Annotated in this window: 12 protein-coding genes; 9 read left to right on the forward strand and 3 right to left on the reverse strand. The window is 43.4% G+C overall.

Annotation, left to right across the window (positions count from 1 at the left end; genetic code table 11):
* Nucleotides 1-9: 9 nt before the first annotated feature.
* Together J9317_RS05500 and J9317_RS05505 are read right to left on the reverse strand one after the other, a co-directional pair.
* Complete coding sequence (locus J9317_RS05500; protein ID WP_211556862.1) at nucleotides 10-1116, reverse strand: YheC/YheD family endospore coat-associated protein; 1107 nt, start codon at nucleotides 1114-1116, stop codon at nucleotides 10-12.
* Between the two features lie 5 nt (nucleotides 1117-1121).
* A complete protein-coding gene (locus J9317_RS05505; protein ID WP_211556863.1) occupies nucleotides 1122-2483 on the reverse strand; it encodes a YheC/YheD family endospore coat-associated protein in 1362 nt (453 codons plus the stop codon).
* A 115-nt stretch (nucleotides 2484-2598) separates the two neighbouring features.
* Between J9317_RS05505 and J9317_RS05510 the strand changes: the two genes are divergently transcribed.
* Together J9317_RS05510 and J9317_RS05515 are read left to right on the forward strand one after the other, a co-directional pair.
* On the forward strand, nucleotides 2599-3735 hold the full coding sequence (locus tag J9317_RS05510; protein WP_211556864.1) for a DUF445 domain-containing protein: 1137 nt from the start codon (nucleotides 2599-2601) through the stop codon (nucleotides 3733-3735).
* Between the two features lie 99 nt (nucleotides 3736-3834).
* Entirely contained in the window at nucleotides 3835-4185 is a 351-nt protein-coding gene (locus J9317_RS05515) for a YlbF/YmcA family competence regulator (protein WP_211556865.1), read from the forward strand.
* A gap of 259 nt (nucleotides 4186-4444) precedes the next feature.
* Here the strand turns inward: J9317_RS05515 and J9317_RS05520 are convergent, their stop codons facing one another.
* Nucleotides 4445-5413 (reverse strand): acetylxylan esterase, encoded by a 969-nt coding sequence (locus J9317_RS05520; RefSeq protein ID WP_211556869.1) that lies wholly within the window; start codon nucleotides 5411-5413, stop codon nucleotides 4445-4447.
* 260 nt (nucleotides 5414-5673) lie between these two features.
* On the opposite strand from J9317_RS05520, the gene ssuD reads away from it, so the two are divergent.
* From ssuD to J9317_RS05555, 7 genes are all read left to right on the forward strand, one after another.
* Nucleotides 5674-6729: an FMNH2-dependent alkanesulfonate monooxygenase gene (gene ssuD, locus J9317_RS05525; protein WP_211556871.1), complete on the forward strand. Its 1056-nt coding sequence runs from the start codon at nucleotides 5674-5676 to the stop codon at nucleotides 6727-6729.
* 374 nt (nucleotides 6730-7103) lie between these two features.
* Complete coding sequence (locus J9317_RS05530) at nucleotides 7104-8339, forward strand: ROK family transcriptional regulator (protein WP_347880501.1); 1236 nt, start codon at nucleotides 7104-7106, stop codon at nucleotides 8337-8339.
* Nucleotides 8340-8464: 125 nt separating this feature from the next.
* The gene (locus tag J9317_RS05535; protein WP_211556872.1) at nucleotides 8465-9772 is read left to right on the forward strand and encodes an ABC transporter substrate-binding protein; all 1308 of its coding nucleotides are present in this window, start codon (nucleotides 8465-8467) and stop codon (nucleotides 9770-9772) included.
* 109 nt (nucleotides 9773-9881) lie between these two features.
* The gene (locus tag J9317_RS05540) at nucleotides 9882-10805 is read left to right on the forward strand and encodes a carbohydrate ABC transporter permease (protein WP_211556873.1); all 924 of its coding nucleotides are present in this window, start codon (nucleotides 9882-9884) and stop codon (nucleotides 10803-10805) included.
* Entirely contained in the window at nucleotides 10805-11632 is an 828-nt protein-coding gene (locus tag J9317_RS05545; protein ID WP_211556874.1) for a carbohydrate ABC transporter permease, read from the forward strand. Before J9317_RS05540 ends, J9317_RS05545 begins: the two co-directional genes overlap by 1 nt.
* A 748-nt stretch (nucleotides 11633-12380) precedes the next feature.
* Nucleotides 12381-12980, forward strand: coding sequence for a VanZ family protein (locus tag J9317_RS21110; protein WP_488656182.1), 600 nt, complete (start codon nucleotides 12381-12383; stop codon nucleotides 12978-12980).
* A 233-nt stretch (nucleotides 12981-13213) separates the two neighbouring features.
* Nucleotides 13214-14449, forward strand: a complete 1236-nt coding sequence (locus J9317_RS05555; protein ID WP_211556877.1) for an ROK family transcriptional regulator — start codon at nucleotides 13214-13216, stop codon at nucleotides 14447-14449.
* Nucleotides 14450-14456: the final 7 nt, after the last annotated feature.

Consider the following 14456-nt stretch of genomic DNA (forward strand, 5'->3'; position numbering starts at 1 on the left):
CCTTTCATTCTATTGCTCTTGTTCCTTTCCGCTGGTTGAATCTTCACGGGCGGTGTTAGCAATCAGGTGCTTGCAGTATGCAAGCGGCGCTTCATATAAATGGTTCTTTTGATCTGGCTGGGTCTGCATGATCAGCTGGCGTCCAGGCTTCGAATTCACTTCCAGAATCCAAATTGACCCGTCTCTTGAATACCCAATATCTATGCCAAGCTCAAATAATGAAGAGAAGGACTGCTCAAGAGCAACCGGCAACCTCGAAAGAATGGTTGAGAGGTCGTCATGGAATAAATAAGCCTGGCGGCGGGATAGTCTTTGGAACCAATCCTCGTAGGATAGTGCCTCACCGCCGCTTCCAAGATTGGAAATGAACGAGCCCTGATAGCCGCGCCTGATTCCGCGTCCGCGTTCTGCCCAATTTCCGTCCCCATCCTTTTGCATTAGAATACGGATATCAAATGGATAGCGGCTCCGGTCTGTGAGCTGAAGCAGAGGCTGAATGAGATAAGGAGAAGGGGATTGCTTGAGAAACAGGTTCATCCATGCTTCAAATTCCTCAATTGAAGAAAATCCTTTAGTCTTCTTATTTGCTCCGTTATGGTATACCGCTTCAATGGTTTTTCCGCTCAATGACAGTGCGATTATTCCGCGTCCTTGTGCACCTTTTACAGGCTTTAACATGCATTGCCTTTCCCTGAAGAGAAGGGGGAGGACGTCTTTAGCTGCTTCAATCTGTGCCGTATCCGGTAAATAAAAGGAGAGAGTCGAATCTTTCATAATCGCCTGATACACTGCCCATTTATCAGGCAGGCCTTTACCGAGGAATACGGTATCCGGTCTGTTTTTCAGCCATTCCGCGATTGGGCGGGATTTGGCTGAACGGTCGCCTTTGCTGTAGAAGCACCGATCATAAATAAAGGCTGGCAGCGGCTGAAGAGAAGGCTTCCATTCTTCATTCTCATAAATGAAGCCTTTTAAAAGAGCAGTGCCGGGCTGAATGTCTGCTGGACAAAACCTGAACACAGTCAGTCCAAACGAATCGGCTCTTTTGGCAATTTCAGTGGAATACGATTTTTCCGCTTCCTGATGAAGCGTCATAAACCCGAGAGTAGACTTCATTCCCTTCACACCCCATTTAGCTTACTTAAATAAATTCCATACTCCACTACCGCTTTGGCAGATGGCCTGACCTTCATCTGCCCAGGGACATACTCGCTGCTTTTGGAAGGCTTTGAATTAATTTCAATCAGCCATAGCCGTTCATCCTGATCCAGTGTTAAATCAATCCCAAGCTCGCCGTAGTAGCCGTTTGAATTCCGTTCGACAGCGAGACAGATTTCCCGGGACAGCTCAGCAAGCATATTCCGGATATTCCGGCCCTTTTTCTCACCATATAATTCTGCAAGAATCTTTTTAACAGGAAATGCAGCACCGCCTTGATAGAGATTTGAAACGAACGTATTTTCCGAAGAAACCCTTGCTGTCATAGAAGTGACGGCCCAATCGTGATCATTTTTTTTATGGCAAAGGATGCGGAAATCCATTGGCTTATGATGATACGTAATGATTCGGATCGTCTCCTGCAGCATATAAGGTTCCTTTGTAAGACGAGGATACATGTGCCTGAACATTTCATCCGTTTCTTTGAACAAAGCAGCAGGGTCAAGCGAAGAGGTATCATCAAGCAAATAGCCAGCATCCGTTTCCCTTATGCGGAATATTTTTTTGCCCTGGCTGCCGTAAATCGGCTTAACAAAAAAATCAGCGTAGGAGGCGGCATACATTTCGTAATCTCTTTTGGACGAAAGCTTTCTTGAAGCCGGGACATAGGGGAGTAAAACGGGATCGGCCTCCAGCCATTGATGAACTTCCCATTTGTTCAAAAAGCGGTGATTAAAATAAGGAATCTCAAGCTGATGAAGGTCCTCCGCGAATGCCGCAAACCGAACGTCGAGCTCGGTTCTTCTTTGGTGCAGGCGGTTATGCACGGCGTTAGGAAACGGCAAATATGTCTTCACCCATTTCTCCTTATGCCGGACCCATCCGCTGACATGGTTATCCGTCCAGTCCTTCAATGAAAAAAGATAAAAAAGATAGCCTTTCTCTTCGCAATAAGCGGCAAGCTCTTTGCAATAATCATCCATATTCCCGAGAGAAATGTTTTCCTTGGCAGACCGGATATCTGTGAGCAGGGCAAATATGGGGCCAATCCAAATCCTTTCAGCTTCGATACTTACTGACCAGCTCTGTCCGCCCATTAGCCAATCCGGAACAAAAGCGTCTTCAAGAGCCTTTATTGAAATGGAAAGAAAAAAATTCTTATCATCTATAATTACGAAGCGGACTTTCACACTATTCCTTCCAATCGAAAGGAAACTCCACCTGGAGTGAGAGGACTGGCCAAATTGATTCAGCAGTCCGCTGCTGATCTTTACGGAAGGGGAAGTATCCTCATGAAGAAAAATATCAGTTTTTATCCATTTCATCGCAATCCCTCATTTGCCGTATGGCGTAACTAGAATTATAATTTGTTCTAGGCAGATGTCCTTATCAGCAGTTTATGGAAAAGATGAAAAGTATGTGAAGATATGGAGTGTTAGAATGAGCGTACTATGGACTTTTATTTTTATGATTGGTATTGGAGCGGCAATTGGCGGAATTACAAACCACCTTGCCATCCAAATGCTGTTCAGGCCGTATAATCCGGTCTATGTATTCGGAAAAAGGCTTCCTTTCACACCAGGTCTCATTCCAAAAAGAAGAGACCAGATGGCTGAGCAGATGGGGAAAATGGTAATTGAGCACCTGCTGACTGCAGAAAGCCTCAAAAAGAAAATAATCGATTCCTCTTTCGGCCAAGCAGTCGAAAACTGGGCAGAAAAAATGGTGTTTGATTGGATGAATCAAAATCAGACCCTCCTGGAGGTCCTTGAAAAAGCAGGGGTCGAACAAGCTGATGAAAAAACGGAACAGCTGATTCTTTCTATGATTGAAAGCAAGTGGAGAGAATTTGAAGCGGAGAACCGGGAAAAAACGCTATCGCAAATGATGCCTCCAGCACTTGAGGCAAAACTCGATGGAAAAGCAAAAGAAATTGCCCATTATATTGTTCTCTCAGGCATCCAGTATTTTGAAAGCTTCGAGGGAAGAAATCGCATTAAAAATATGATCGATGATTTTCTTGCAGAACGCGGCCGCTTAGGCAGCATGATTCAAATGTTTACAGGAAACATGAATCTATCAGACCTTGTTCAGCCTGAGCTGATCAAATTCTTGAAAAACGGCGAAACTGAAGCGTTTATCGGTGACCTCATCACAAATGAATGGGAAAAAGCGAAGCAAATGAAGTTCGGGGAAGTTCAGGAGAAGCTGAATATGAATGAAGCTGCAGCTGAGCTGAAAAACCGTGCCATTCGCTCTCTGGGAATTAAAGACTGGTATGGAAAAACGGTTTATGACATTACAGCTCCATACCACAATTCAATTCGCGAAACCTTCATCCCGAACATGGTTTCCATGGCGATCAGCGGCTTAACAAACAACATGGAGACTCTTATGAATCAGCTCAACATCGAGCAGATCGTCAAAGAACAGGTGGATACATTTTCCACGCAAAGGCTTGAACAAATGGTGTTGTCAATAACAAGCAGTGAACTGAAAATGATTACCTATTTAGGTGCGCTCCTGGGCGGGCTGATTGGGATTTTTCAGGCTTTAATTGCGGTATTTCAAGGCTAAATAGCCAGGCGGACTCCTCCACCCATGAAAAACAGATCGATTTCTGTTATAGTGGGTGGGGGTCCGAAACGAGGACCGAAATCAAAGGAGGGCGATCACATGTCAGAGAACCTGTACAATGAAGCCGGCAACCTGGAAAAAGCACTGCGCGAAAGCACAGAATACAAGCAGCTTAGAGCGCTTTACGATCAAGTGAACGCAGATGAAGCAGCAAAAAATATGTTTGATAACTTCCGCGACATCCAGCTGAACCTTCAGCAAAAGCAAATGTCCGGACAGGAAATCTCACAAGAGGAAGTTGACCAGGCGCAAAAATCGGTTGCACTTGTCCAGCAGCACCCAACCATCGCCCAGCTGATGGAAGCCGAACAGCGCATGAGTATGGTCATCGCCGAACTGAACAAAATCATCATGAAGCCGCTTGAAGACCTTTATGGTGCGGTGGAATAACGAATAGAAAAAATCGCCTTCTTGGGGGCGATTTTTTTGTTGTATGGAGAGGGGATACTGAAAATCCGCCGGCCTCAGCATTAAACCTTGCTGTTTGGTCAAAGTCAGCATATATCGGAAAAAGTCAGCATATATCGGAAAAAGTCAGCAAAAACCCATAAAAAGTCAGCAAAAAGTTCAATGGACCCTGAATTCCGCTCTGACTTGGTCTCCTGATTTCCGAAATCCTCTTACTTTTTATCCATTTTCACCATAATTTCTATTTAATCTCCTCAAAAAGTTCATCCCTCACGTACTCCAGCATTCTCCGCTGCAGGTGCTCAGTCATTTCATGTGCGGTAAAAGGATGGACAGCGAGCTTTTTACGGGATGGGATCCTGTTGTATACAGCAATGATGGTTTCTGGAATGCAGACCGGATCCTTTAATCCCACTTGGATATGTACGGGAACTTTAATAGCCCGGGCATGATTCAGCACATCGAACAGGCTCAGCGTATAAAGGACTTTACTTAGATGCTCCGGGTGTTTGCGGACAAAAAAAGCTGCTTCGCTAAGCGAGCCAGTGGATTTCATTATCCCCAGATCCATGTGGCACATGCCTGGAAAAGCGGCAGATGTAAATTTTAGTTTTTCACCGCATAAGGCAGCCGTCATCAGCGCAAGTCCGCCGCCCTGGCTGAGACCGGCAGTGAACAGTCTGCTGCCGTCCACTCTCGGGTGGGAGGCTGCTGCGTCCACTGCTCTGACAGCATCCAGTACAATCGCTTGAAAGTAAGAATTTTCAGGATCCAAAATTCCTTGTGTGATCCAGCCGGATGCCATTCCATATGTACTCGTTAAATGGTTTCCTGTCTCGCCCCCTTGCCCTCTTACATCCACTGCAAATACTGCTACCCCCATTAAAAGAAGGGCTGCGTGTTTTTCAGGGAAGCCTTTGCTGTCCCCATACCCGTGATAGACAATCGCACAGGGCAGCTGCTCATCTTTTGCAAATCGCGGGATAAGGAGCTGGGCGTGAAGCGGTGTATCATCAGAGCCATAGAAAACAGCAGAATAAATATCAACCGAAGGAAATAGATCAGCAGTCTTTGAAAAACGTACATCTACTGGAATTCCATTAAACTTTGTCAGATTCTTTTTCCAGAAATCAGATAGTTTTTCCGGCGAAATTGTAGGAGCGGCTGAGTAAGCCAAAAGCTGCTCTATCTGTGTTTCCAAAGCGTTCATCGTTTATCACCTTCCTATAACCAAGTTTCTCGCTGAAAACTGAATTTCCTGCTATTTCAGATTGTTTACTTGACGTATCGGAATTATCAACTTTACAATATACCTATAAAATATATGGCTGATCAGAGAACTGAAGGCCCCTGCTTTCACTCGTTTGCAAGCAGGGGGTTTTTGCATTGCGGGTTATGTCCTTTCAGTATAAATCATAAATTGATAGAGAGACAGGCAGTTCTCATCAGAGACACAGGAAGGGGTACATCATGAATTTATTCTGGTTTTTTCCAACAGCTGGAGACGGCCATTATTTAGGAACACGTGCGGGAGAAAGAAAACCTGATATCACCTACCTAAAGCAAATTGCAAGTGCATTGGACAGCCTTGGATATGATGGGGCATTATTGCCGACAGGGGCGAATTGCGAGGATTCCTGGGTAACCGCTTCCTATCTCGCTTCTGTGACAAACAAATTGAAATTTTTAATCGCGCTTAGACCAGGTCTCATGTCTCCAACCCTGTCAGCAAGAATGGCTGCAACCTTCGATCATTTTTCAGGAGGCCGCCTTCTTTTGAATGTTGTGACAGGCGGGGACCCTGCAGAGCAGGCAGCGTTTGGCAGCTATCACAGCCATGATGAACGGTATGAAGTAACGGACGAGTATTTGGATATTTGGAGAAAAGTAATGGAAGGCAACCGGGTAGATCACAAAGGGAAACATCTGGAGGTAACAGGTGCTTACATTCCGGAGCCGCCTGTTCAGGAGCCGTATCCTCCGCTGTATTTTGGCGGATCCTCTCCGGCAGGGAAAGCAGTGGGGGCCAAGCATGCGGATGTTTACCTGCTATGGGGTCAGCCGCCCGCTCAAATTAAAGAAAAAATTCAAGAAATGAAGAAGATGGCAGCTGCTGAAGGGAGAACGCTTACCTTTGGTATTCGCTTGCATGCAATTGTCAGAGAAACTGAACAGGAAGCATGGGATGCGGCTGAACGGTTGATCAGCCATGTAGATGATGCAACCATCCGGGCCTTTGAGGAGCGGCATGCTGCCTTCGATTCGATTGCTCAAAGAACACAATCGTCCTTGCATGGAGGATCCAAAGTTCGTGAAAATCTCGAAATTTCTCCTAATCTATGGGCTGGAATCGGGCTGGCACGCGAAGGAGCGGGAACAGCAATCGTCGGCGACCCTGACATTGCAGCAGAACGGATGAGAGAATATGAGGAGGCTGGAGTGGATACATTTATATTATCCGGTTATCCGCATCTGGAAGAAGCCTATCGATTTGCAGAGCTTGTGTTTCCGAAACTGAATAAATAAAGTGTACGGCTCAAAAACCCGCAGGACTGCGGGTTTTTCTATAGCCTGAATGAGAATGAATCAACATTACAGAAAGCATCTTGTCAAAATCAGGAACGCTTGCGATAATGTATGTAAGTGCTTACATAAGATACCTTGCAAAATTAACTTAATTAACGAAGGGGGAGAGGCGGAATAAACGAAAACGAGTCTTTTAATTGTAGGAGAAATTTCTGCTGTCATAGTTTTGCATCGAAAAAAAGCATTTTCCTTTTGGTGTCAGAACAAGCGGTTAGGTGAGATTTCCACAACACTGTGAGGCACTGGACCCGTTAATCCGAGAGACAGCTTAAAGAAGTCATGAATTAAAATGGCTTTGCAGAGGGGGAAAAGCGGTGGCTAATCATTTAATCGGGAGCTTTCAATTAATGAAATCCCTGAACCGATCCCTGATTCTGAATATTATCCGCTCTTCAGGGACGATATCCAGGGCAGAAATCGCGAAGAAAACGAGGCTTACTCCGCCGACCGTAACAAATATCGTTCATGAACTTCTGAGCGAGGAATTAGTGATAGAAGGTCAGACCGGGCCTTCGAGCGGTGGCCGAAAGCCTATTATGCTGAGGATCAATTCCAGAAACTTTTATATCATCGGGGTGGATGTGGGTGTCAAAAAAGTCCGTTTTGCCGTTACTGATTTAAATGCGGAGATTCTGATGAAAAGCATCGTATCCATTAGCGAGAGAATGACAGAAGAAGAGCTTGTAAAAATGCTGATAAAGCAGATTTATATTCTGAAAAACAAGGCCGCTATTTCTATGGATAAAATTATGGGAATTGGAATCGGCATGCATGGAATTGTTGATGCCGAGCGCGGGATTTCTATTTTTGCTCCCAATCTTCATATGAAGAACATTCCTCTGAAAAGCATGCTGGAATCTGAATTCCTGATTCCTGTAAAGGTAGAAAATGATGTGAGGGCGATGGCTCTTGGCGAAGCATGGTTCGGCAGCGGCATTGGCTTTGAGGATCTCATCTGCATCAACGTTGGATATGGGATTGGGGCAGGAATTATTATGAACAACAAGCTGTTTAGGGGACGTCATGGCCTGGCGGGTGAAATCGGGCATACGGTCGTTGATTTAAATGGACCAAGGTGTACATGCGGAAGCTATGGATGCCTTCAAACCCTTACGGCACACGACGGATTAAAGAATGCAGCCATGAAGGAGATCATTCTTGGGAGGAGGACCCTTATTTCTGAGCTGACAGATGGAGATGTTGATAAAATCAGCGGGAAAATTATACATGAGGCAGCAAAACTGGGAGATGATTTGGGGATTGAAATATTACAGACGGCCGGCAAATATCTTGGGGCAGCCATTTCCAATTTGGTTCACATCTTAAATCCTCCCAAAATCATTATTGGAGGCGGAATTTCAAAGGCAGGTCCTTTTCTATTTGAACCTCTTAAGGAAGTGGTTCTTAAGCGGGCGCTGAGTGATGAGGCAAGGGAAACGATCATCGTCGAATCAGGACTTGGAGACCGTGCGGGACTTGTTGGGGCCGTCACTTTAATTTTAGAGGATATGTTTTCATTAAACTATGAAAATAGAAAACAAACTGTTTGAGAAAGCCCTTACATTTTTAAAAAAAGTGTGCTATTTTAATAGTAGTTCGTTATATTATTTAATTAATTAAGTAACACCTTTTATTTTGGGAGAAATGAAAGCGGATACAAAAAAGGGGGATTTATATGAAAAAGGTTTGGGCATTATTGATGGCTGCAGTCATGACAGTGGGGATGCTGTCTGCATGCAGTTCACAGGGATCAGGCGGTTCCGCTGGGGATGGCGGAAAGCCTAAGGGAGAAATTACCGTTTGGGGCTGGAATGTTGCAGCAAGCTCAATGGAATTGGCTGTAGATAATTTCAAGAAAAAATACCCGGATGTAGAAGTTAAAGTCCAGGATATCGGGCGTTTGGATTTATACGATAAGCTGACAGTCGGGCTTGCTGCCAATGGTGCCGGACTTCCGGATGTACTGATGGTTGAAAGCGACCGTCTGGATAACTATAAAAAGCAGTTCCCGAACGGTTTTATGGATCTTTCTGAAAAAGGGTTTGATAAATATGAAGATAAATTCGGGAAATCAAAGATTGCTACAGCTAAAAACAAAGATGGTAAATTTGTTGCTATGCCTTGGGACATTGGGCCAACCGGCGTTTATTACCGAACTGATATTTTTGAAAAAGCAGGAGTAGATCCTAAATCGATTGAAACGTGGGATGATTTTATCGAAGCGGGGAAAGTGATCAAAGAGAAAACAGGTTCTGCGATGGTTCCGGTGGATATCGCAAAGGATGATGCCCTGTACCGTATGATGCTGAACCAGCAAAGTGCGTTTTACTTTGATGATAAAGGCAACATTGACTTCCAGTCTGACGAATCCGTTAAGGCCATGTCCATGATTCAAAAGCTTCAGGAAAACAAGCTGGTAGCTAATGTGGACGGATGGGATGGAACCGTAACCGCGACTGTAAACGGAACCGTTGCAACCGTTCCGTTCGGCGTTTGGTATACAGGAACAATCATGGAACAGGCAAAGGATCTTGAAGGGAAATGGGATGTAATGAAGCTTCCGGCATTTGAAGCCGGAGGAAACCGCGATGCCAATCTTGGAGGATCGGATATCGTTATACCAGCAGCCTCCAAAAATAAAGACGCCGCATATGCATTTGCTGAATTTTTTACTACAGATAAAGACACACAAGTCAACGTGCTGAAAAAATATGGAATATTCCCGTCGCTGCTTGAAACATACGATGACAAGTACTTTGATGAGCCAGTTGCTTTCTTTAACAATCAGCCAATCTTCCGTATGTTCGCAGACGAAGTGGAAAATATTCCTCCTGCCAATTACACAAATGATTACCCTCGCGGACTGAAATATGCAGCAGACGCTCAGGCTGCGGCTCTTCTTGATAAGAAGGATCCGGCTGAGGCGCTGAAAGCAGCTGCAGATCAGCTTGCAAATGAATCGAAACGCGAAATTAATAAGTAAGTAATAGAAGGGAGGGCTGCTTGTTTAAGGGCAGCCCTCTTCTTTACCCGGTTCCTAAATTTAATTAACAAACGCGTTTCATTCAAGGTCCCGAGAGGAGGATTTCACAATGGCAGAGCTTCAAAAAGAGACCGCTGCCAAGCAGGTCTATGAACCAAAAGCTCATAAGAAAAATTGGATTACACCGAAAAACTTTCCGTATATTCTCATTGCCCCTACCGTGATCCTTTTCTGTTTATTCACGGTATACCCGGTTATCTCATCGTTTATCATGAGCTTTCAAAAAAGTGATGGGGCCGGGATGGCATTTGTCGGCTTAGAAAATTATGTAAGGCTATTTAGGGATCCTCTCTTTTTAACAGCCTTAAAAAATACGTTTTTCATCTTAATCATTCAGGTCCCGATTCAGCTGTTCCTGGCATTGATCCTTGCCGCAGCCCTGAATTCGAAGCTTGTCAAAATGAAAGCTTTTTTCCGGATTTCCTACTTTATGCCGGCCATCACAGCACTCGTTGCTTATTCCATTGTTTTTATGATCATGCTGGATGAAAATTATGGAATTATCAACTACTTTCTTTCCTTGCTTGGAATGGAAAAGGTCGGCTGGCTGACTAGTACGACATGGTCCAAAGTTGCTCTAATGATAGCCATTACATGGAGATGGACAGGCTACAATATGGTGATTTACCTCGCCGGACTTCAAAATGTATCTGAATCCTTATATGAGGCGGCAAGCATTGACGGCGCGGGCAGGATCCGGCAGTTCTTTTACATTACCATCCCGCAGCTGCGTCCGATTATTTTGTTTACATTCGTCCTGTCTACCATCGGAACACTGCAGCTGTTTGATGAACCGTTTATCCTGACAGAAGGCGGACCGAATAACTCCACGTTAACGATTTCGCTGTACTTGTACCAAAACGGTTTTAAATACTTTGATTTTGGCTACGCATCTGCCATTGCTTACGTGCTTGTGATTATGATTGCGATCCTTTCGTGGATTCAAATGAAAGTCGCAGGTGATCAGGACTGATGAAAACACAGAAAAACATTTCAAAAGTATTGCTGTATACCCTGCTAATTGCTGGTGTCATTTGCTCCATCGGCCCGTTTTATTGGATGGTGATCGGAGCTTCCCATACGAGCGGCGAAATTTTTAAAGTTCCTCCGAATTTTCTGCCTGGCAGCGAGCTATGGACCAACCTTAAAAACCTGGATGAATCCATAGGTATTCTAAAGGTTCTGGGTAATTCCTTAACGATAACCCTGATATATACAGCATTGGCCCTGATGATTTGTTCTGCTTCAGGCTATGCTTTTGCCAAGTTCAAGTTTAAAGGAAGAGATGCCATCTTCTTTGTTCTGTTATTAGCTATCATGATTCCGTATCATGTGACGCTGATTCCGCTGTTTAAAATGATGGCTGCTTTAGGCTGGATCAATACTTATCAGGCCGTTATTCTGCCGAATCTGGCCTATCCTTTCGCGATTTTCCTGATGAGGCAAAATATGAAGGCGCTGCCGGACTCGCTGCTTGAGGCAGCTAGAGTGGATGGAGCAGGGGAATTTAAAATCTTCTTTACAATTGTTTTGCCGACAATGAAACCGTCTCTTGCAGCGGTTGCGATCTTCCTATTTATGTTTCAATGGAACAACTTCCTATGGCCGCTTGTTATTTTAAATGAACAAGATATGTACACATTGCCTGTCGCATTATCCAGTCTGATTGGCCTGTCGAAAGTGGATTACGGACAGCTGATGATGGGAACGGCCATTTCGACTCTGCCGATTATGATTTTCTTCCTGCTGCTGCAGCGCCAGTTTATATCCGGGATGCTTGGAAGCTCTGTTAAAGAATAAATCGTAATATCTATAGATCAGAAAGCAATTTTTACATTTTGAAATTTGTGTATGGCTGCAGCAGCTCCAATCAGTCTTCCTTTTAAGCTCTGTTAAACTTGGCTGTTGATTGCAGCTACCAGGCGTGCGCCTTCCGCTCCAATCAACAGGTGTTAAAGAATCAAACACCATGCTTTAACATAGCCTTAAAAATAAACCCGGAAATGCAGCTTTGAGCGTTTCCGGGTTTTCATATTCGTATTTACCTTGCAGTAATCAGCCGCTCTATTTCCGCTCTTAATCTATCTCTCAATTTTTCTAATTCATCTTCCTCAGGCTCTACTTCCTCAGCAAACATATCTTCCCGGTCTACCTACCATACGGGTCCTTTTATAGGGGCATCGTTTTTCTTCCTGGGAAATAAATTCCAATGCATATGAGAATCCCCGTTTCCAAGCAGTTCATAATTCATTTTTTCAGCACCAAAAGCTTTTTGAACCGCTTCTGCAAAGATGCTAGATCCGCTTTGGGCACTTTGCCCCGTTCATAATGTAAATTCAGCTTCTCTTTTTGTTTACAAATATTATAAAAAATAGTTGTTATTGGTATAAGTAAAAGATATTGTAAATGTAAAACCGATTTTTCTAGAATTAAACTTATTATACGGGGGGAGGTTATTTATATGAAATATACTCTTTTAATCGTTCCATATATACAGATCTTACTGAGAATACCCTATTATCTGCAAAATTACGATTATAAATTATTAATGTTTTCTCATTTCATTACCAGCATTATTAACAGTACATTCGTTGCCATATTACTTTTTTTCCTTTTAAAAAACACCAAAATCAATAATTTTTTGAGCATTTTAGTTTTTGGGACTTTCTCATTTTATTTAAATTTCTTATTTACTGGGACTATTGGATTTCCTTTTCATTCAATCGTATTAAATCAAGTACACCCAACATACTTATTTACAGATAAAATGCAACTCCCTATAAACATAGTCCCTATACTCCCCATGATATCCACTTTGAACAATTCACTGGCGTTATTATATCTTTTTTATAATTTGATGTTATTAGCTCCTGCTACATTCACAATTCTTTACTTTGGATGGATAAAAAACATTAAAAAAATACTACTTTTAGCTTTTATTAGTAGTATATTTATAGAACTAATTCAGTTAATTGAAATGGTCATATTATCTTTTTATGAAATAGATGAACTTAGAGCTGCAGATATTAATGATGTTATACTCAATTTCATAAGTGGAGTAATCGGAATAATTGTTTTTAAAGTTTATTTTAAATTTTCTACTAAATTTAAGTCCGACAAAACTTTCTTAGTTTTTTTTAGAAGCTAAAAATCAAAACGCCATTTAAAAGGGGCGTTTGTTTTTTATAAAAGGACCAATAGTATCCGGGTCATTAAAATCTACCTTAAATGAATTAAAACATAAACACCTAATTAAGTCTTGCAAAATATGAAAACGCTTGCCATAATACATGTAAGTGCTTTCGTAAAAACATAATTAAATTAATTAATTTTCTGGAATAGAAAGGAATTAATTGTTTAAGCAGCAGGGAGGATGAATAGATGGCTAGCCATCTTGTCGGAAGCTTTCAACTAATGAAATCGCTTAACCGGTCTTTGATATTAAATATTATTCGGTCAACGGGCGGGATTTCTCGAGCAGAGATCGCAAAGAAAACGAAGCTGACTCCCCCTACCGTAACGAATATCGTCAGTGAATTGCTGAACGACGGACTGGTAGTTGAAGGCCAGCAAGGTCCTTCCAGCGGAGGAAGAAAACCGATTATTCTAAGAATCAATTCCAGGAACTTTTTCGTTGCAGGAATTGATGTAGGAGTAAGTAAAATTCGTTTTGCTCTTACAGATCTGGAAGCGGAAATTGTGATGCAGAATACGATTCCAATTGATGATTCGATGACGGAGGAGGATTTTGTCCAGATTATCATCCGGGAAATTCATCGTCTCGTGAAGACAGCAGCCATCCCAAAAGATAAGCTGATCGGCATCGGTATCGGCATGCACGGTATTGTCAACTCTTCCAAGGGGGTAGCATTGTTTGCGCCTAACCTTAATTTTAAGAACATCCCGCTAAAGGAGAGGCTCGAAGAGGCATTGCTCGTTCCTGTACGAGTGGAAAATGACGCAAGGGCAATGGCTCTTGGCGAGTCCTGGTTTGGAAACGGTGTTGGAGCAGAGGATCTGATTTGCATCAATGTCGGCTACGGAATCGGGGCCGGGATCCTGATGAACAATGAATTATTCAGAGGGCGCCATGGACTGGCAGGGGAAATCGGGCATACGGTCGCAGATTTAAACGGCACGAAATGCACATGCGGCAACTATGGATGCCTGCAAACTGTGGCAGGACATGATGGGCTAAAGCGAGCAGCCATGAAGGAAATCTCCTTCGGCAGAAAGACGATGATTACTGACCTGATCAATGGAGACGAGAACAAGATCAGCGGAGAATTGCTGCACAGAGCTGCACTACAGGGGGATGAGCTGGCGATTGAGATTTTCCGCAATGCCGGGAGATACATCGGTACAGCTGTAACGAATCTGATCCATATTATGAACCCTTCAAAAATTATTATCGGCGGGGGCATTTCTAAAGCAGGACCCTTCTTGCTTGATCCTATCAGGGAAGTAGTAAAACAACGGGCATTGGATGATGAAGCAAAGGAAACACGGATCGTTCAGTCCGGTCTTGGAGACCAGGCAGCCTTGATTGGAGCAGCCACGCTCATACTGGCAGAAATGTTTGCGGTGCAGTACCAAAATCAAAAAGAGATTATATAAGTCTAAA

This window comes from Metabacillus flavus (assembly GCF_018283675.1).
Lineage (GTDB): Bacteria > Bacillota > Bacilli > Bacillales > Bacillaceae > Metabacillus_B > Metabacillus_B flavus.

Bases quoted from the DNA above. Each gene is read 5' to 3' on its own strand.
- J9317_RS05555 (WP_211556877.1), top strand. From the start codon at position 13,214: ATGGCTAGCCATCTTGTCGGAAGCTTTCAACTAATGAAATCGCTTAAC.
- J9317_RS05540 (WP_211556873.1), top strand. From the start codon at position 9,882: ATGGCAGAGCTTCAAAAAGAGACCGCTGCCAAGCAGGTCTATGAACCA.
- J9317_RS05500 (WP_211556862.1), bottom strand. From the start codon at position 1,116: ATGAAGTCTACTCTCGGGTTTATGACGCTTCATCAGGAAGCGGAAAAA.
- J9317_RS05505 (WP_211556863.1), bottom strand. From the start codon at position 2,483: ATGAAATGGATAAAAACTGATATTTTTCTTCATGAGGATACTTCCCCT.
- J9317_RS05515 (WP_211556865.1), top strand. From the start codon at position 3,835: ATGTCAGAGAACCTGTACAATGAAGCCGGCAACCTGGAAAAAGCACTG.
- J9317_RS05535 (WP_211556872.1), top strand. From the start codon at position 8,465: ATGAAAAAGGTTTGGGCATTATTGATGGCTGCAGTCATGACAGTGGGG.
- J9317_RS05510 (WP_211556864.1), top strand. From the start codon at position 2,599: ATGAGCGTACTATGGACTTTTATTTTTATGATTGGTATTGGAGCGGCA.
- ssuD (WP_211556871.1), top strand. From the start codon at position 5,674: ATGAATTTATTCTGGTTTTTTCCAACAGCTGGAGACGGCCATTATTTA.
- J9317_RS05520 (WP_211556869.1), bottom strand. From the start codon at position 5,413: ATGAACGCTTTGGAAACACAGATAGAGCAGCTTTTGGCTTACTCAGCC.
- J9317_RS21110 (WP_488656182.1), top strand. From the start codon at position 12,381: ATGTTTTCTCATTTCATTACCAGCATTATTAACAGTACATTCGTTGCC.
- J9317_RS05545 (WP_211556874.1), top strand. From the start codon at position 10,805: ATGAAAACACAGAAAAACATTTCAAAAGTATTGCTGTATACCCTGCTA.